Source organism: Paenibacillus sp. P4_A9, assembly GCF_056402415.1.
This window is the reverse complement of the sequence record NZ_JBFUHL010000022.1, coordinates 34,119-53,117: the sequence shown is the minus strand read 5'-3', so window position 1 is coordinate 53,117 and position 18,999 is coordinate 34,119. Positions and strand designations below refer to the sequence as shown.

General features: G+C 46.5%; 18 protein-coding genes. 1 reads left to right on the top strand and 17 read right to left on the bottom strand.

Going from position 1 to position 18,999, the window contains the following annotated elements:
* Nucleotides 1-4: 4 nt before the first annotated feature.
* From AC1DVJ_RS16015 to prmA, 3 genes are all read right to left on the bottom strand, one after another.
* Nucleotides 5-772 carry a 16S rRNA (uracil(1498)-N(3))-methyltransferase gene (locus AC1DVJ_RS16015; protein ID WP_477592232.1) on the bottom strand — a complete coding sequence of 256 codons (768 nt, stop codon included), beginning with the start codon at nt 770-772 and terminating at the stop codon, nt 5-7.
* Nucleotides 773-900: 128 nt separating this feature from the next.
* Nucleotides 901-1,572: a site-2 protease family protein gene (locus AC1DVJ_RS16010; protein ID WP_477592231.1), complete on the bottom strand. Its 672-nt coding sequence runs from the start codon at nt 1,570-1,572 to the stop codon at nt 901-903.
* 10 nt (nt 1,573-1,582) lie between these two features.
* Nucleotides 1,583-2,557, bottom strand: a complete 975-nt coding sequence (prmA, locus tag AC1DVJ_RS16005; protein WP_477592230.1) for a 50S ribosomal protein L11 methyltransferase — start codon at nt 2,555-2,557, stop codon at nt 1,583-1,585.
* 209 nt (nt 2,558-2,766) lie between these two features.
* Here prmA and AC1DVJ_RS16000 point away from each other — a divergent pair, with 209 nt between their 5' ends.
* A complete protein-coding gene (locus tag AC1DVJ_RS16000) occupies nt 2,767-3,573 on the top strand; it encodes a glycerophosphodiester phosphodiesterase (protein ID WP_477592229.1) in 807 nt (268 codons plus the stop codon).
* A gap of 71 nt (nt 3,574-3,644) precedes the next feature.
* On the opposite strand, the gene AC1DVJ_RS15995 is transcribed toward AC1DVJ_RS16000, so the two are convergent.
* From AC1DVJ_RS15995 to lepA, 14 genes are all read right to left on the bottom strand, one after another.
* Nucleotides 3,645-3,920, bottom strand: a complete 276-nt coding sequence (locus AC1DVJ_RS15995) for a hypothetical protein (protein WP_477592228.1) — start codon at nt 3,918-3,920, stop codon at nt 3,645-3,647.
* The gene (locus tag AC1DVJ_RS15990; protein ID WP_477592255.1) at nt 3,920-4,096 is read right to left on the bottom strand and encodes a YfhD family protein; all 177 of its coding nucleotides are present in this window, start codon (nt 4,094-4,096) and stop codon (nt 3,920-3,922) included. The genes AC1DVJ_RS15995 and AC1DVJ_RS15990 overlap by 1 nt, the downstream gene beginning before the upstream one ends.
* Nucleotides 4,097-4,162: 66 nt before the next feature.
* Nucleotides 4,163-4,903, bottom strand: coding sequence for a hypothetical protein (locus tag AC1DVJ_RS15985; RefSeq protein WP_477592227.1), 741 nt, complete (start codon nt 4,901-4,903; stop codon nt 4,163-4,165).
* 12 nt (nt 4,904-4,915) lie between these two features.
* Nucleotides 4,916-6,139, bottom strand: a complete 1,224-nt coding sequence (locus AC1DVJ_RS15980) for an ABC transporter permease (RefSeq protein WP_477592226.1) — start codon at nt 6,137-6,139, stop codon at nt 4,916-4,918.
* Entirely contained in the window at nt 6,136-6,813 is a 678-nt protein-coding gene (locus AC1DVJ_RS15975) for an ABC transporter ATP-binding protein (protein WP_477592225.1), read from the bottom strand. Before AC1DVJ_RS15975 ends, AC1DVJ_RS15980 begins: the two co-directional genes overlap by 4 nt.
* A gap of 82 nt (nt 6,814-6,895) precedes the next feature.
* Nucleotides 6,896-8,623 (bottom strand): alkaline phosphatase, encoded by a 1,728-nt coding sequence (locus AC1DVJ_RS15970; RefSeq protein WP_477592224.1) that lies wholly within the window; start codon nt 8,621-8,623, stop codon nt 6,896-6,898.
* Nucleotides 8,624-8,823: 200 nt separating this feature from the next.
* Nucleotides 8,824-9,954: a molecular chaperone DnaJ gene (gene dnaJ / locus AC1DVJ_RS15965; RefSeq protein ID WP_477592254.1), complete on the bottom strand. Its 1,131-nt coding sequence runs from the start codon at nt 9,952-9,954 to the stop codon at nt 8,824-8,826.
* Between the two features lie 125 nt (nt 9,955-10,079).
* The gene (dnaK, locus tag AC1DVJ_RS15960; RefSeq protein WP_477592223.1) at nt 10,080-11,918 is read right to left on the bottom strand and encodes a molecular chaperone DnaK; all 1,839 of its coding nucleotides are present in this window, start codon (nt 11,916-11,918) and stop codon (nt 10,080-10,082) included.
* Between the two features lie 62 nt (nt 11,919-11,980).
* Nucleotides 11,981-12,559: a nucleotide exchange factor GrpE gene (grpE, locus tag AC1DVJ_RS15955; RefSeq protein WP_477592222.1), complete on the bottom strand. Its 579-nt coding sequence runs from the start codon at nt 12,557-12,559 to the stop codon at nt 11,981-11,983.
* A gap of 57 nt (nt 12,560-12,616) precedes the next feature.
* Complete coding sequence (locus AC1DVJ_RS15950; protein ID WP_477592221.1) at nt 12,617-14,140, bottom strand: TCP-1/cpn60 chaperonin family protein; 1,524 nt, start codon at nt 14,138-14,140, stop codon at nt 12,617-12,619.
* Between the two features lie 14 nt (nt 14,141-14,154).
* Nucleotides 14,155-15,183, bottom strand: a complete 1,029-nt coding sequence (hrcA, locus tag AC1DVJ_RS15945) for a heat-inducible transcriptional repressor HrcA (protein ID WP_477592220.1) — start codon at nt 15,181-15,183, stop codon at nt 14,155-14,157.
* A 110-nt stretch (nt 15,184-15,293) separates the two neighbouring features.
* Complete coding sequence (locus AC1DVJ_RS15940) at nt 15,294-15,800, bottom strand: N-acetyltransferase (protein WP_477592219.1); 507 nt, start codon at nt 15,798-15,800, stop codon at nt 15,294-15,296.
* A gap of 111 nt (nt 15,801-15,911) precedes the next feature.
* Nucleotides 15,912-17,063, bottom strand: coding sequence for a radical SAM family heme chaperone HemW (hemW, locus tag AC1DVJ_RS15935; protein WP_477592218.1), 1,152 nt, complete (start codon nt 17,061-17,063; stop codon nt 15,912-15,914).
* A gap of 84 nt (nt 17,064-17,147) precedes the next feature.
* A complete protein-coding gene (lepA, locus tag AC1DVJ_RS15930) occupies nt 17,148-18,962 on the bottom strand; it encodes a translation elongation factor 4 (RefSeq protein WP_477592217.1) in 1,815 nt (604 codons plus the stop codon).
* Nucleotides 18,963-18,999 lie beyond the last annotated feature (37 nt).

Genomic DNA, 18,999 nt, shown 5'->3' with positions numbered 1-18,999 from the left:
TTGCTTATCCTCCCATTTCTCCGGTTTCATAAAACAGACATGTAAGACCAACCATTGCAGCCGTCTCTGTCCGTAAAATGCGATTCCCCAGCGAAACCGAGCGAAAGCCAGCCTCTTCAGCTTGCTTAATTTCTTGCTCTGTGAATCCACCTTCGGGGCCAACCGCAATCAATACTTTCTTACCTGCTCCTAATTGGCCTGTCGCTAACGCTGCCTGAATGGCAGGCTTCAGCTGCTGACCGTCTTCCTTCTCATAACAAATCCAAGCGACATCCGCTTCCTTCGCTCGTTGCAGCAGTTGCTTCCACGAGTAGACGGCTTCAATCTGCGGAACACGGTTGCGATGGGCTTGCTCTGCTGCTTCCTTAGCGATTTTCTGCCAGCGCTCTGTGCGCTTAGCTTCTTTTTTCGCATCATATTGCACAATCGTACGTTCCGATAAAAAAGGAAGAAACCGGGCTGCCCCGATCTCGGTCCCTTTTTGGATAATAAGCTCCATCTTATCGCCTTTGGGCAAGCTCTGCGCAATCCACACGTCAACAGCCGCTTCCGCGTCCATGGCTAGCTCCTCCACGATTTCTGCGGTAACGGATCCCTTGTCTAACTGCGTGATTCGAACGAGCACCTCGCGGTCCACACCATTGCTGCAGATGACCTTATCGCCTACCTCTGCACGCATGACACGACCCAGATGATGAGCGTCGTCTCCCTCAATGGTGACTGTTTGTGTAGCAGCATGGAACTGCTCAATCGGTAAAAAATAACGTTGCATAGTCAAAGCCTCTCTATCTACGTTCATTTGAACTTCATTCAAATAACTCTACGTCTGACGTGTAACTTCCACACATCATCATACCTCGTTTGAACCTGAAAATCCATATGGAACTGTCTGGTTAGAGGCTACATGCCCAATATGCTAGTTATCACAATTGCAAACTGGTTGATTATGTCATCGCCTAGTCGTAAATACGGATCTAATGTAACTTGACGCAAAGGTCTGATAAAGACGACCAATAGGAATATCACCGATGACCACTGTTCAAACTTTTGAAGCGTCTCCGTGTATCTAAGGTTTACCAAATCTTGAATAATCCGATATCCGTCAAGAGGTGGAATTGGAATCAAGTTAAACAGAAATAGTGTAATATTAATGTTCAACATAAGCTTCAAGAACAGAACAATCGCATCTCCACTGCCCTTGGACATCCCATCTATCCATCCATATTTCGAGAATAGCGCAAAAATAAATAATGTAATAAAGGCCAAAATCAAATTACTAAGCGGTCCCGCCGCGGTCACAATAATCCCAAACAAGCGAGGTCGTTTGAAATTACCACGGTTTACTGGAACTGGCTTCGCCCAACCAAAGCCGGCAATCAATAGCATAATTGTCCCGAATAGGTCCAGATGGACCATCGGGTTCAAAGAAACGCGGCCAAACTGATATGCCGTAGAATCTCCTAATTTATAGGCGCTATACGCATGCGCCCACTCGTGAATCGTAAACGAGAGCACAAGCACCAAAATCACAAACGGCAGCGTGCTCCAATCGTAAAATAATAAGCCTCCCATGAGCCAACACCTACAGCTTTCTAGCTACGATCACAACCCAATTCGAATCATAGTTTTTCTCTACGATCGTGAATTTAGCTGCAATCAGTGCTTTTTCTACATCCGCTTCTTTGTTCGTAATGATACCTGAAGTTATGTAATAACCGCCTTGCTGCAACACCTCGTACACGTCATCAACGAACATGACAATGACCTCAGCCAAAATATTCGCAACTACGAGTTGTACGGGAATCGTAACACCTAGCCCCGCGTCCCCTTCGGACTCGCTTTCTTTTAGTACGCCAAGAAGATCGCTAAGTTTCACTGTAATTTTATCTTCGAGTTGGTTCTGCTTCGTATTATCCAATGCACTCGTAACAGCTACGGGATCTAGATCTACGGCAAGTACATGCTTCGCCCCAAGCTTAGCTGCTGCGATGGAAAGAATACCTGAGCCGGTTCCCACATCAATGACATCGTCTCCAGGCTTCATTACTTTCTCCAATGTTTTCAAACAAAGCGATGTCGTTGCATGTGTCCCCGTTCCGAATGCCATGCCTGGATCTAACTCCAGGATGATTTCACCCTCAGATGCCGTGTAGTCTTCCCATGTCGGTTTAATCGTTAAGCGATCGGATACACGAATCGGTTTGAAATACGTTTTCCACGCATGTGCCCAGTCTTCATCATCGACTTCGACAACTTCAAAGGTTGGGTTCCCCGTATCAATATCAAATTCTGCCAATTGTTCAACCGATGCTTTCAAGTTAGCCAGCACAGGCTCCATGTCTGTACCATGGTAGAAGTAACCTTTGATCACGGCTCTTCCCTCAGGGATATCGTTAAATGGCTCTTCGTATAATTGACCAAACGAAGTATCTCTCTCTTTATTTAAGGTACCTGATTCCTCAATGGAAACACCCCCAGCACCTAATTCATGAACAAAATTGGTTATCATTTCTATCGCTTCTTCTGTTGTATGTACAGTTAATTCCTGCCAAAGCATCTGTATGGCTCCTCCTGTCGGTTATTCCTTATGTAAATCTAACCAATTGGTCTATTTTCACCAAAGAACATTGTACTACACTTCGCTTCTGGGGTAAAATGAAGTCATCAATGTAAGCGCTATTTTTTTAATTCCTAACAACTTCCTAATAAGTTCATGCTACATTGAAACAGTCATCATATTATTTATTGTACGAACGGAGACATCTTATGCGCAAAACACTCATGGTCCTACCTGTTTTCCTTGCAATGGCACTGATCGCCCCCCTTACAACCTCTACTATGCTTGCTGATAACTACAGTCAGGTTACGGCACATCGCGGAAGCTCTGAAGACGCGCCTGAGAATACCTTAGCTGCTTTTCATCGAGCCATCCAAGATCATGCAGGATTTGCCGAGCTGGATGTTCAAGAAACCGCAGATGGTGTCGTTATGCTCATGCATGATGACAACGCCTATAGGACGACAGGTATTAACAAAAATATGTGGGAAATCACCTCGAATGAGCTTAAAAATGCAAGTGCAGGAAGTTGGTTTCACAAAGATTTCATAGATGAGCATGTCCCAACCTTAGACGAAGTGATTACACTCGCCAAAGGCCATCTCAAGCTGAACATCGAAATGAAAAATAACGGCCACGCCGTTCAACTTGCTCAGAAAACAGTTGATCTCATTCAATCGCATGATTTTGTTAAAGAGTGTACCGTAACCTCCTTTGATGCCAAGCTGCTCCATGAGGTGAAAGCGCTTAATTCCTCGATTAAAACTGGCCTAATCGTTGGCCAAAAGACCGATGGACTTGATGAGCTTATGAAAAGCTCTGACTATGAAGTTATATCTGCAGCGCACCCGCTTGTTAATGAAGACTTCATGCGGTTAGCCGAAGATCACCATAAAGAGGTGTATGTCTGGACTGTCAATGACACGAGGACGATGAGGCGAATGCTTGCCCTTGGTGTTTCGAGCATCATAACAAACCAACCTGATAAGCTCGTCAAATTGATGAGCGTTGAATAAGTGTTTTATAGTTAAAAGCACCTGTCCCATCGACCCTACACAAGAGGTCCATTGGAACAGGTGCTTCTTCGTTACATCATGCCACCTGCAGTTTCAATCACACGGACGGCTTGCTCATAGATCCCCTCATCGATCACAGCTGCTAGTACAATATCTAGTCCAACCGCATCGATCTCATGATCTTGACTTATCATACTATCGGCCATTGCACTCTCAAAACCACTGCCGATATCATTCGTAAAGCGGTCAACCTGCACATCCACTGCTCGCAAGGCTTTCAACTTGGAAGCAACGCCTTCAGCTTGTTCGGGGGAATGAAAATAGGCAAGAATCCCTCTTTCACCCATTACTGATCTTCCTGTCGGTCATCCGCCGCTTGCGCGCGCTGCGCAGCTTCGAAGTCATCCTTATCCGCTATTTCGGCTGAAAATTCAACGTCTTCTTGCTTAGCAACTGGCAGGTTGCTCTGATTTTGGTTATTTTGCTTCTGATTCATGTACCCATGCCTCCTGTAACCGTGAATTCTTAAATGAAAGCCCCGTTTATCATTTGCGGACCGACACTATTTTATGCAATAGCTCAATTAGGTTTATTCCTTTATTTTTTCAAATGAAGCCTCATATAAACGAAACATCGTTTTATAGCCTGATTCATCAAGCTTTATCCCTACATCTAGCTTCCCTGTGATCAATAGTGGACCAGAGGTGTATCGCAGTTTGATAGCATCAGGTACGTAAACAATCATGATCTTATTCCAGTACGTCTCATCGCCATTATCGAAAGGACACTCTGCACCAGGCTGCGGAATCAGTAGAAACCAATGTTTATCAAAGGAGAGAACTTCCCCCATAAAGCCTTTGATCTGGACAGTCTTCCCGTTCATGTCCCAAAACTTGTTGGAAGGTGTGTCTTGCTTAACCGTATCGAAAAACTCAGCCCATTTAATCTCAGAGGACAGTTGGGTTTGTTTCGATTTAGGTGTTGCGGTTGCGGTTGCGGTTGCGGTTGCGGTTGCGGTTGCGGCAGGCTCCGTCGGTTTGGATTCGATTTTCGCTGGGGAAGGCACTGGTGGAGGTGACGGCACAAAAGTAGACGATGAAGCAATTTCTTGAACAGCAACACTTGGGCTTGGAGTTGCAATAGGTGCTTGGTAAGGCGTCTCCATGGGGGACCCACTGCTGCTCGGTGTTGAAGATACGACAGCTTCCACATTCGATTCGATACTTCCGAAAGACTGACCCGTCATCTCAATCTCCTTTTGACCACAACCCGAAATGATAACGAACATGGCAAACAAGCTCAGACCTGATATTTTATATCTATTTGTCATCCTAATGTCACCTCAAGAGCGGAATAATTGCAGGGGATCAACTCGGTATGCTTGAATCGCAGGTCCAATGGACGCCACAACGGCGATCAGCAAAGTAACGACGACAAGTAGCAACTCTCCTGGTATGAAAGACCCTGCCTGTATTTGTAGACCTGTATTTGCAAAAACCGCATCTCGGCTAGCATAACCTCCAACATGTCCGAGAACAAGCCCCAACACTAAGCCAATCAAGGTTAATATGACGCCTTCCCCGATCAGTGAAAACCAAATGAACTGCTTCGATTTCCCTATTAGACGAAGCAATGCTACATCGCGTTTGCGTTCATGTACCGCTGCAATCAGCGATAATAGAATCGATCCCGCAGCGAGCAAAATGCATATTACGGTAACGAACTTCACCGCCTGTGTTCCTTGATCAACGACATTTAACACATCAGCAATGGCTTTGCTCGTATAGACCGCCTGCACATTGTTGTATTGTGCGAACGTCGTTTTGATCGCCTGTGCGCCCAAGAGTGATTTCGGTTTAACGACAATCGCTGTAATATCTCGTGCTCCATCTTGCTGACTTGCATGAACAGCCCACGCATAGTCTAAGGTTGAAAAAACTGCGCGATCATCCGAAGTGTGTAATGGCGGCAATATCCCCACTACCGTATAGGTTAAGGCATGGTGGTGTTCCGCTTCCTCTGAGCCCTTACCGTCGTCAGTTTCCTTCTCCTCGTCCACACCTTTAATAAGCCCGTGTGCACCAACAAAAGTGTCTCCTACATGTAGACCAAGTGAGCTCGCCACATAGGAGCCAACGATGGTCTCCCCTAAATTTCCGTACAACTTCCCATGAGCCATTTGTTTGTCTGCGCCATAGCGTGTTAAGAAATATCCGGGTTCCATACCGATAATCGGAAAACCATTGTAATTATCTCCCGTGGTCATGGCGTAAGCCGACTCCATAAACTCATTTTTATGTACATCTTCTAAAATCGTAAGAGGGATATTGCCTGTAGGCGCACCAATATGGTAGTAGGTATTAAGTGCAAGCTGTGAAGCGCTGCCTTTAGCACCTATGGTGACTTCGAAGGGACCGTAGCCTTTTTGAGCTCCTTGCTCGACACTTTGACTACATAACAGAAGGAAAACAACGAGTGCTGCTGTTATTGCCACAGAGCAGACTGTCAACAGTGACAAGGTTTTGCGATGCCATATTTGGCTCCAGAGCAAGGAAATTACTTTCATATCGGTACACTCCTAAGTAAATCATTCAGTTCTTGCAAATATACGCGTTTTGGAAACATCTCAGCGATATGTCGATCATGTGTGACCGTCAGCAAGGTCAATTGCTCTTCCCTGCAAATTTCAAGCAGCAATGACATCAGTTCACTCGCCGTCTCCCAATCCAAGCTGCCTGTCGGCTCATCCGCTAAGAGAAGTGGAGGCTTTGTAATTAACGCCCGAACGATAGCGGCTCTTTGCTGTTGACCTCGAGATAATTGAGAAGGAAGATGCTGCCCACGATCCTGCAAGCCTACACGTTCGAACCAATCATCGAGCTTCTTCGCTCTCTCCCGCTTCGTCCAGGTGCGAGGCAAGATCAATTCGACGTTTTGCCTAACGGTTTGCGAAGATATGAGATGGAAGTCCTGAAAAATATAACCGATATTCTCCGCACGGAAGCGATCTCGTTTACTTTCGGTGAGAAGATGAACGGGGTGACCAGACACCCATATCTCGCCCGTATCTGCCGTTATAACACCGCTAAGCAGATGTAATAACGTGCTTTTCCCACAGCCGCTCGCTCCCATCAGCGCAATTCTTTCGCCTTTTTGAATCTGCCACTCCGCTACCTGTAAGATAGGCAAGCTTTGGCCATGCAGTCGGAAAGATTTCGATATTCCCTGCAGTTTGATCATGCGAACCCCCCTCGCTTCCATTCGATTCCAAAAGAAAAGAGGACACAGGGAAGGAGATCCCCATGTCCGCCTGCTCCTATCATTAATTTTTTACGATACGCTCGTTAAAGGCATCCCACGTGAAACTTTTTCCGGTCAGTTGGTTAAAGGCTTCAAGCGGCAAATACAGTTTACCGTTATCGATGTTGCCAACCCATGCGCTTACTGCACCATTCACTGTAACCGCTCCAGTTGAGACAAGAATGGAAACTTTTTGACTTTCTTTCGTAAGCGTAACTGTACGAGCGGCTTCATCCCAAGCTACTTGTATGCCCAATGACTCCGCAAAGGATCTTGCTGTGAATAACGTTTTGTTATCTCGTGTCACTTTAAAGAGCGGATAACTATATTTGTCTTGTAACTCTTTCGTTGCCGCCGTCAAATCAGCGCCAATCACTTTTGCACCACTTTTAGCAATATCCGTGTTGTCTACATCGCCTTTTACAAGTGCAGCAATCGGACCGTAAGCCCAAACACCGACGTCAACACCCGTATGACCGTGCCCCGTCCAGCCAACCGCAAGACGCTTCGACACGACCGCGTTATAACCGCCGCCACGACCGTAGGACGACCCATCGCCATTCAAAATCAATTGTACTTCGTCATCGGACAGATCCGTGATGCCCATGTTGTCAGCAACAATTTTACGAATGTCACTAGACGTTTGCGCCTTTTTCAACATACCATCCAAATACTCATAAGAATGCTTTTCTTTGTTAAACAAATCAACATTCAGTTCATAGACATTGTCTCTTGCAAGTGACAACCCGCCTGTCTCATGATCCGCCGTAACGACAACGGAGGTATTCCCGTCTTTTTTAGCAAAATCCACGAGTGTTTTGAACGTAGCATCCAGCTCTAGCATTTCTTGAATGTTCGCAGGAAGATCGTTGGCATGACCAGCGTGGTCAATACGGCCTTGTTCTACCATTAAGACGAAGCCATTTTTATTTTGGGATAAAATATCGAGTGCTTTTTGTGATAATTGCGGTAAGCTAGGAACCGTATCCGTACGGTCAAGTACGTAAGGAATTTCGGCATCTGCGAATAGTCCAAGCGCCTTACCTGCTGTTACAGGGATTGCATCTAAGCCTTTCTTATCAAAAGCCGTTAGGTACCCTTTTGCTTGAAAATCAGGAATGATATTTTTGTCGGTACGCTTCCCTTTGTCTTCTTTCGTTGTGAAATTGACCTTACCGCCTCCAAAGAAAACATTGACGCCACTGTTCAAATATTGCGAAGCAATCGCGTTCTGGTTGCTGCGTTGACGAACATGGGCTGCCCATACCGCTGGAGTTGCTCCTGTAATGTTGTCTGTTGTTACTAAACCTGTTGCTTTACCTTGCTTCATCGCAGCTTCAATAATTGAAGCGAAAGGCTTAGCTACATCACCGTTAGATACACTGATCGCGTTGTTGTACGTTTTATTTCCTGTCGAAAAAGCGGTCGCTGCTGCTGCTGAATCCGTTACAGCACCTGACTCCGTTGTGTAAGGACTTGCTTGGGAATATGTACTTGCTTTGCCTACGTAATAACCGCCATCAAGCTCCAAATGATCTTTATTGAGGAATTTCTTTGCATAATAACGAGCAGCTGTTACTTCAGCCGGCCCCATCCCATCGCCAATGAGAACGATCAAATTTTTGCTAGGAGCTGCCGGTTCTGCTGACGGTGTTACTGAATCTGCCGCGGATACTGTACCTGTTAGACTTAGAGCTAATAAGGAGACTGCCATTCCTGAACCCATCATTTGCTTTAACGCTTTTTTCAAATGTATTCCCTCCAAAAATAGTATTTCACCTTACTAGCATAAGGGTCCTAGATTTGGAGAGCGTCAATTTCATATGTATTTTTTGTAAATTTGGTAGGTATTGTTAAGTAGGTGTAAAGGGGTCAAAATAAAAAACCTCGCTTACATGGTATTCGGAATGTCTCCGAACAACCATCTAAACGAGGTGCTATGATAAAGATCTAATCGCCTAAGAAGGCTCTTTTCATACGTTCGAAAATAGACTGACTCTGCTCATGCGTATGCTCGCCGCTTTGCTTGCCGAACTGACGCAGCAAATCCTTCTGATCTTCCGACAAATTGGTCGGTGTCATCACGATGACCTTCACATGCTGATCACCTTGACCGAAGCCACGGAGATGCGGAACGCCTTTGCCTTTGAGACGGAAGTACGTATCCGTTTGCGTACCAGCTGGAATTTTGAGCTTCACTTTCTCAGTAAGCGTTGGAATCTCAATTTCATCACCAAGCGCTGCCTGCATGAAAGTCAACGGTACTTCACAGTACACATCATTGCCTTCACGTTGGAAAAACTCATGAGATTTCACGCGAATCACAACATAAAGGTCACCAGATGGGCCTCCACGTGTTCCGCCTTCTCCTTCACCTGAAACACGAAGCTGAGCGCCATCATCCACACCTGCTGGAATCTTGATGTGAATCGTGCGCGTTTTCTTCACTTTTCCGGCGCCATGACACGTTCCGCATTTTTCTTTGATGATTTTACCTGAACCATTACAAGACGTACAAACACGGCGGTTCACAATACGGCCAAACGCTGTATTCTGTACAACCTCCTGTTGTCCGCTGCCGTGACAGCCGCCACATGTTTCTGGTTTTGTACCTGCCTTAGCACCTGATCCACTACACGCGTCACAGTTTTCGGTACGCGGGATGTTGATATCCAATTCTTTGCCGAAAATAGCTTCTTTGAATTCCACTGTCATCGTGTATTGCAGATCGTTACCGCGCTGCGGTGCGTTCGGATTACGACGATTTCCACCGCCGCCGCCACCAAAGAACATATCAAAGATATCCCCGAAGCCACCGTTGAAATCTTGGCCGCCCATACCTTGATTTGGATCTACATGACCGAACTGATCATACTGAGCACGTTTTTGATCATCACCTAGAACATCGTACGCGTCTTTCGCTTCTTTGAACTTATTTTCTGCGTCAGCCGCTTTATTCACGTCAGGGTGATATTGACGTGCCATTTTACGGTAAGCCTTCTTGATCTCATCCTGTGAAGCATTCTTGCCGAGGCCTAGCACCTCGTAATAATCACGTTTACTCACTTGTTCCACTCCCATGTTCAAGACTACAAACGGAAAGTCAAAGCCACGGAGAACCTCCTCTTGGCTTTGACTCTTACGTTCCATGCGTAACAAACAGTGTTTAAAAAAAATCTTTAAACTTCTATTTAGTTAGAATATGTTTATTTTTTAGGTTCGTCAACCACTTCGTAGTCAGCGTCAACAACATTTTCTCTACCTTTTGGAGCTTCGCCTGCGCCGCTACTCGCATCAGGACCTTGATCTTGCGAAGCTTGCTCATATAATTTAACAGAAAGCTGTTGAATCACTTCTGTCAATTCTTCAGTAGCTTTCTTGATTGTTTCAAGATCGTTGCCAGCTAGAGCAGCTGTTACTTTCTCTTTCGCTGCATTCGCTTTGTCGATTTCGCCTTGGTCAACTTTGTCGCCAAGATCTTTGATCGTTTTGTCAACGGAGTATACCAATTGATCCGCTTCGTTACGAGCTTCTACAAGCTCTTTACGTGCGCGGTCTTCCTCAGCATGTGCTTCCGCATCTTTAACCATTTGTTCAACTTCCGCATCGCTCAAGCCGCTGGAGGAAGTGATTGTGATTTTTTGGCTTTTGCCTGTTCCTTTATCCAAAGCAGACACGTTAACGATACCGTTCGCATCGATATCGAAGCTAACTTCGATTTGCGGAACGCCGCGCGGAGCTGGAGGAATGTCGCCTAGCATGAAGCGGCCAAGTGTTTTGTTGCCGTTAGCCATGGAGCGCTCACCTTGAAGAACGTGAATCTCAACGCTAGTTTGGCTATCTGCATAAGTGGAGTACACTTGTGATTTCGTAGTTGGAATCGTTGTGTTGCGGTCGATCATTTTCGTGAATACGCCGCCTGCTGTTTCGATACCAAGGGAAAGTGGTGTTACGTCAAGAAGAACAACGTCTTTCACTTCACCAGTCAAAACACCAGCTTGAACAGCTGCGCCAAGAGCAACAACTTCATCCGGGTTAACGCCTTTGTGTGGATCTTTACCAGTCAATTTCTTGATTGCTTCAACAACCGCTGGAATACGTGTGGATCCACCAACAAGAACTACTTTGTCAATTTGGCTTGTGGACAAACCGGAATCCTGTAGTGCTTGACGAGTTGGTCCAAGTGTTCTTTCAACAAGTCCAGAAGTAAGCTCATCGAACTTCGCACGAGTCATGTTCAACTCCAAATGCTGAGGCACGCCGTCTGCTACCGTGATGAACGGAAGGGAAACTGTCGTTGTCAAAACACCGGAAAGTTCTTTTTTCGCTTTTTCAGCAGCATCTTTCAAACGTTGAACTGCCGCTTTATCTTTGGAAAGGTCAATGCCTTGCTCTTTTTTGAATTCGGCAACGAGGTAATCCATAACAACTTGGTCAAAGTCATCGCCACCCAATTTGTTGTCGCCGCTTGTTGCTTTAACTTCAAAGAATCCGTCGCCAAGCTCAAGGATGGATACGTCGAATGTACCGCCACCAAGGTCATAAACGAGAATCGTTTGGTCTTCTGTTTTTTCCAAACCGTAAGCAAGTGCAGCAGCCGTTGGCTCGTTGACGATACGAAGAACTTCAAGACCAGCAATTTTACCAGCATCCTTCGTCGCTTGGCGTTGGCTGTCGTTAAAGTAAGCAGGAACTGTGATTACGGCTTGTGTAACCGTTTGGCCAAGGTAAGCTTCCGCATCAGCTTTCAGCTTTTGCAGGATAATTGCAGAGATTTCTTGTGGCGTGTAGTCTTTGCCATCAATGTTCTCTTTGTGGTTCGTACCAATGTGACGCTTGATGGAGCTGATTGTTTTATCTGGGTTTGTGATCGCTTGACGCTTTGCTGTTTCACCAACAACACGCTCGCCATCCTTTTTGAAGCCTACAACAGATGGGGTTGTGCGATTGCCCTCTGGGTTTGGAATTACAACAGCTTCTCCGCCTTCCATAACGGCAACGCAAGAATTTGTAGTACCTAAGTCAATACCAATAACTTTACTCATGTAAAGATCCTCCTTATGTTCCATAGGAACGTCATTAGTTTATTTAAAAAAGATAAGATCCTTTATACGCTAACTTTAACCATTGCAGGTCGGATGACCTTGTCTTTAAGGATATAGCCTTTTTGCAATTCTTCTACAACGATACCTTCTTCATGCTCCTCAGATTCCACTTGCATAACAGCTTGATGGAATTCAGGATTGAATGGTTGACCAACTGCCTCGATAGGCTTAAGCCCTTCAGCAGTTAATAGTTGATCCATACCGCGGTAAGTCATATCCAAGCCCTTTACCAATGCATCGAAATCCTTCGTCTCTTTGCTTGAAGACAGCGCGCGATCAAAGTTATCCACAATCGGTAATAGCTGTTCAATCAATTTTAGCGAAGCGTATTTCGCGAAATCTTCCTTCTCCGCTCTTGCACGGCGACGGAAGTTGTCGAAGTCCGCTTGAACGCGTAATAAACGCTGATAGTTTTCTTCGGCTTGCACACGCGCCTGTTCCAATTCGCTATTTGCACTCGCGTCCTCGGAAACTTCCACGTCCTCTACTACCTCAGCTTGCTCTGTAGTTGGTTCGTTGTCGGCTGCGTATGTAGTATTCATGTCTTGTTCTGCAGTTGTTTTGTTATCTCCAGTACTCAATTGTCCTTCACCTCCTAAACGTAATACACGACTTATTTGGGTTTAGTTTGCCCATCTTTAGTTTTCTTCAAAAGGCTGCTTCATCTTAATCACTGTATGGATACGTAGCACCGCGGCAGCCACTTCACCAGCCGCTTGCAGCGCGTGAATTTTCACATCTGTCGGATCCATGATCCCCGCCTCCACGAAATCCGTAATCAGCCCCGTATCGCAATCGATGCCTAGGCTGTCCGTATCTTGTGCAAGCTGGGCCGCTTTCAGCTCTTCAACCTTCTCGAGCGGATTGTAGCCTGCGTTCACTACGATTTGTGACAATGGCTTGCGCAGTGCACCCGCGACAGCGGCCACACCAAAGCCCTCCATGCCCTTCATCGTCTCGCGCACACGCTCCAGATCATGCGCGACGGCCATCTCCGCTGCGCCGCCGCCGGGCAAGTACCCGCCGCGAACGGCGGCTTGAACGGCTGACGCAGCGTCCTTCGCGATGCGCGAGCGCTCATGCGCCGCTTCGCGCGTCGCGGCGCCAACAATCACGGTCACGTGTTGCTCACCGTGACCCTGCGCCACGCGCACGCGCTCCAGCCGCTCGTCATACGCGGCATAGCCCGCGTGACCGAGCGCAGCGCTCAGCTCCGGCACGCTCTTGCGCAGCGCCGTGCGCCGCACCGGCCTAGCGCCGGTATGCTCGCTCAACAGCAGCAGGTCCCTGCGGGACAGCCGCTGCAGCACGAGAATACCATGGTCGGAGCAGAACTGCTCCGCCTCAGGGTCAACCCCGCGGTCTGAGGCGATCAGACCGACTCCAAGCTCCAGCAGCGAGCCGAGGCTGCTGCGGAAGAGCTCCCTCAGCTGCATGTAGCGCTGGAAGCCTGCCTCGGTGACCAGCGATTCCTCGCTGACCGCCTCAGGCTCTAACGCATCATGCAGCACGAGGATGCGAGCATCTCGACGCTCCTGCTCGATATGCAGGTTCATTGGCTTCTGGTTTAGCAGAATGCCGGTCCAAACCTCACTGCTCGCTTCTTCATGCGCGAGCACGCTGTCCGCGAAGCGATAGCCTTCTTCGCGCAGCTTCGCCTCACCGACGGCTTCGGCCGCTTGAATGATGAGCTTCGCAATGTCAGTCTGCTCACGACCAGCTGTATAGGCGATACGCTGCAACGCGCGATCTGCCAAACTCACAATCGACCGGCTTCGGCTTTGCAAGCTGGCTACAGCTAATTCTATCCCCTGCAGCATGCCTGTGACTACTTTCGCAACAGGAACGCCACGTGTCACTTGCGCGACGCCTTCTTGCACCATCGCACCAGCAAGTACAGTCGCCGTCGTAGTGCCATCACCAATCTGGCGTTGTTGGCTGCGAGCGACTTGAATCATTAGCCTAGCAGCAGGATGGGTAACATCCATCTTTTCCAAAATAGTGACGCCATCATTCGTAATAATGACATCACCTTGGCCGCCGACAAGCATCGTATCTAGCCCTTTTGGTCCTAGAGTTCCTTCGACTGCTGAGCAGATCGCTCTTACAGCGGCCGCATTATTAACAAGTGTTGAGTAGCGTTCTTCACCTTCACCGTGCATCGGTTTGACTCCTGTCATTTGCCATACCAACGTCCTAAGACCAATTCCATATGCTTCGATAGGTGTTCCATCAAGCCGATAACTCTACCGTATTCCATCCTGGTAGGTCCCAAAATACCAATTGTACCAAGCGGCGTACCCCCTATGGAATAAGAGGCTGTAATTAAACTGCAATTCGATATCGCTTCAATACTATTTTCAGCACCAATTTTAATCTCAATGCCTTCATTTGACGGAGTAAATAACTTGATCAGGGTTGGTGCTTCTTCCAGCAGATCAAAGATGCTCTTCACCTTCTCCACATCCTTAAACTCAGGCTGTGTGAGCATATTCGTCATCCCGCTAAGAAAAACGCGATCCTTCTCATCACTTTGAAGTACGCTTTCCACCATACCAAGAAGCTCTTGATACCCATTCACATATTTGCTTAATTCATTCGAAATTTCGTTGTAAAGCTTGGATTTAAACTGAACCAATGGCACATTCTTAAGCCTTGTATTCAATATATTAACGACCTTCTCGATTTCCGACATCGGAATTCCTTCAGGTATCGTTACCGTTTTATTTTCAACATGACCCGTATTCATCACCAGGATCGCAACAGCAGTTGTATCCGAGATCGGGATGATCTGGATATGCTTCAATGTCGTGCTAAAAACCTCAGGACCGAGCACAATAGACGTGTAATTCGTAAGACTGGAGAGCATGCCAGCAACGTGCTGAATAACACCTTCCATCTCTTGAATACGTTCTGCGAAGGCACCCTTCATGGAGTCCAAATCATGACTGTGTAAGGAGCCGTGCTTCAACAAATGATCGACATAATAGCGATAACCTTTGTGTGAAGGAATACGACCTGCGGACGTATGAGGCTGCTCAAGATAGCCCATTTCTTCGAGATCAGACATTTCGTTACGTATGGTTGCTGGACTAAACCCAACATTCCCGCGCTTCGAAATACTTCGCGAACCAACCGGCTCTGCTGAACGAACGTAATCATCAATGATTGCACTTAAAATCATACGTTGGCGCTCTGTCAACATGAGTACCCCTCCTCCTCACTTCTCACTATTCGTCACCTTCGTTAGCACTCGTATTTAGTGAGTGCTAAATCCTAATACAAAAATAACAGACCCTAAGGTCTGTTGTCAAGTCAATCCAATCGTTTAAGTACGGCGATTTCGTCGCAACAATACTGTTTTTTGCAATGCATGCAGTCTCTCCAAACCTTCTCCGGAAAAATCTCCTTCGGAACAAGTGTAAAGCCGTTTTTTTGGAAGAAAGCAACTTCGTAAGTAAGTGCCATGACTTTAATAATTCCTTGGCTTCTTGCCTCTTCAACTAAGAAATTTACGAGCTTACCGCCGATTCCTTGTCCTTTGTAGCCAGGCGTCATTCCCAGTGAGCGAATCTCAACTAGATCTGGCCCTAACCTTGTCAACGAACCGCAGCCAATCAATAAGCCGTCAAGCTCAGCTACAACAAAAGTATCAATTTGATCTTGAAGCATTTCCATGCTCCGCGGCAGCATGATGCCTTGCCCCGCATACCCCTGTATAATTTCATAAAGCTTATCGATATCATCCACCGAAGCTTTTCTTACGGACACTGTAGTTGATGTATTCACGCTTTCCCCACCCACCAATCGCAAAAAATGCATAAAAGCCACGCTAGCGATCTGCGGCTTTCCGCTGTTTCGCTTGTGGATTCATGTATAAATATACAACAATACGTATAAATGCACAAGCGTTTTTTGCTCAAAGGTTCCGTCTTAAGTTAGGAAAGAAGCGAACACTTCATTACCAAGTAGAATGCCATGTTTGGACAATCGGTACCCTTCGGAAGTTTGTTCAAGCAGCCCTTTTGACAACCATCCCTGAAGCGTAGATCCGAATTGAAATTCAATGGTGATGCCAAATTGATCCATGAAATCCTTGTTGCGGACACCCTCAAGCAGTCGCAAGCCTACCATCATAAAGTCTTCCATAGCTTCCTGAGGCGTGACTTCGGATTGTTCCAATATTGGTAATCCAAGCTTCGTTGCGTCAATGTAAGGTTGAATGCCCTTCACGTTCACATGACGTTGTCCGTTCATATACCCATGTGCACCAGCGCCTAATCCGTAATAGGACCGATTGCGCCAATACATCGTATTATGTCGGCTCTCGCGGCCAGGTTTGGCAAAGTTACTGATTTCATATTGCTTATACCCTGCTCCCTCTAATCGTTTCATGATGAGCTCGTACATATCGACTTCCTCATCTTCACTTGGGAGCGGCAGCTGATTTTTATTAAATAAGGTGTGGAACAATGTGTTTTCTTCTACTTTTAAGCTGTAAATGGAGTAATGTTGTAAATCGAGTGAGAGCGCCTCATCTAAAGTAGCCTGCATAATATCCACCGTTTGCTTTGGAAGCCCAAACATCAGATCGATGGATAAGTTATCGAAGCCTAGCTTCTTTGCATTGGCGATGCTTCTGTGCACATCATCTGTATTGTGAATACGGCCAATCGCTGCCAAGATGTCATTGTTAAAAGATTGCACGCCAAAGCTTATGCGATTTACGCCGCCAGCCTTCATTACAGCCAGCTTATCTTCGTCCGTTGTTCCCGGGTTCGCTTCCATCGAAAACTCGACTTCCGCACTGTCAGCTGGGAAATAAGTGCGCACGATACGCAAGAAGCGTTCCATTTGATCTGGAAGCAACACAGTTGGCGTACCGCCTCCGACGAATATCGTCTCCACTTTCTGTGGTGGATGGTTCCGTACAGTAAGCTCCATTTCGCGCTCTAGCGCGTCTAGATATTCCATAACGGGCTGACCTTTGAGCACGTACGAGTTGAAATCGCAATAATGACATTTATTTGTGCAAAAGGGGATATGAATGTACACCGCTGTAGGCGTTGTATAAGTAACTAACATTAGGGGTATTCCTTTCCATGGTCACAATTGAGAAAAAGCCAAGGGACAGCGTACGCTGCCACCCCAGCTTTTCATTCCATGCATCTATTCGTCGATTTTCAGAACAGCCATGAACGCTTCTTGCGGCACTTCTACGCTGCCGACCTGCTTCATGCGTTTCTTACCTTCTTTTTGCTTGTCTAACAATTTACGCTTACGCGAAATGTCACCGCCGTAACATTTGGCAAGTACGTTTTTACGCATTGCTTTAACGGTCTCACGCGCCACGATCTTCTGTCCAATTGCCGCTTGAATCGGCACCTCAAACATTTGCCGCGGGATGAGCTCCTTTAGCTTATCACAAATGATTTTGCCGCGGTGATACGCGGTATCACGGTGAACGATGAAGGAAAGTGCATCGACTTGCTCAGCGTTGAGCAGGATGTCCATTTTCACCAAGTTCGATTTCTTGTACCCGCTGACTTCATAATCAAAGGAAGCATAGCCCTTTGTCCGAGATTTCAACATATCAAAGAAATCGTAGACGATCTCAGATAACGGAATTTCGTACGTCAACGTAACGCGATTCGTATCTAAGTATTCCATATTCAAATATTCGCCGCGTTTGCCTTGGCACAGCTCCATGATTGTACCTACATAATCATTGGGTACGATAACAGAAGCTTTCACGTAAGGCTCTTCAACGTAGTCAATTCGCTGTGGATCCGGATAGTTGGATGGATTATCGATGTCGATCACATCGCCATTGGTCAATGTAATCCGATAGATAACGCTAGGTGCTGTTGTGATTAACGGAATGTTGAACTCACGTTCAATCCGCTCCTGAATGATTTCCATGTGCAAGAGTCCTAAGAATCCGCAACGGAAGCCGAAGCCTAGCGCTGTTGAGGTTTCAGGCTCGAAACGCAAGGAAGCATCATTGAGCTCAAGCTTTTGCAGCGCTTCACGAAGATCGTTGTAGTCAGTCGTTTCGATTGGATACAATCCGCAGAATACCATTGGATTAATCCGACGGTAACCCGGCAACGCTTCAGGTGAAGGACGTTCCGCTTCTGTTACTGTGTCACCGACACGGGTGTCTCCGACATTTTTAATACCGGCAACGATAAAACCAACATCTCCGACCTCAAGGGAAGGAACAGATGACATTCTTGGTTTGAACGCTCCCACTTCAATGACTTCAAACACTTTGCCTGTCGCCATCATTTTAATCTTAGAGCCTGCTTTGATTGCACCATCGACGACACGCACATACACAATTACACCTTTGTAGCTATCGTAATGGGAGTCGAAAATCAAGGCCTTCAATGGTGCGTCAGGATTACCTTGTGGAGCTGGTACCTTCAAGCAAATCTGCTCGATGATCTCTTTAATACCGATACCCGCTTTAGCTGAAGCATGCACAGCGTCACTAGCGTCAAGTCCGATCACATCTTCGATCTCTTGCTTAACTTTATCTGGGTCTGCGCTTGGTAAATCAATTTTATTAATAACAGGTAATATTTCTAAATTATTTTCCAGTGCTAGATATACGTTCGCTAGTGTTTGAGCTTCAATCCCTTGAGCCGCATCTACAACCAACAGTGCGCCTTCACAAGCAGCAAGGCTTCGTGATACCTCATAGGTAAAGTCTACGTGTCCTGGTGTATCGATCAAATTAAGGATATAATCGACACCATTGTCAGCGCGGTAACCTAATCTCACCGCTTGAAGCTTGATGGTTATCCCCCGTTCACGCTCCAGATCCATCTGGTCGAGAACTTGCTCTTGCATCTCACGTGAAGACAATGCACCTGTATATTCCAGTATGCGATCAGCTAGTGTTGATTTACCGTGATCGATATGAGCGATAATTGAAAAGTTGCGAATTCTTTGTTGTCTTTCTCGAATGTCCGTCATGCTAAAGACTAACCCCCACTACATGCAAATAATTTTC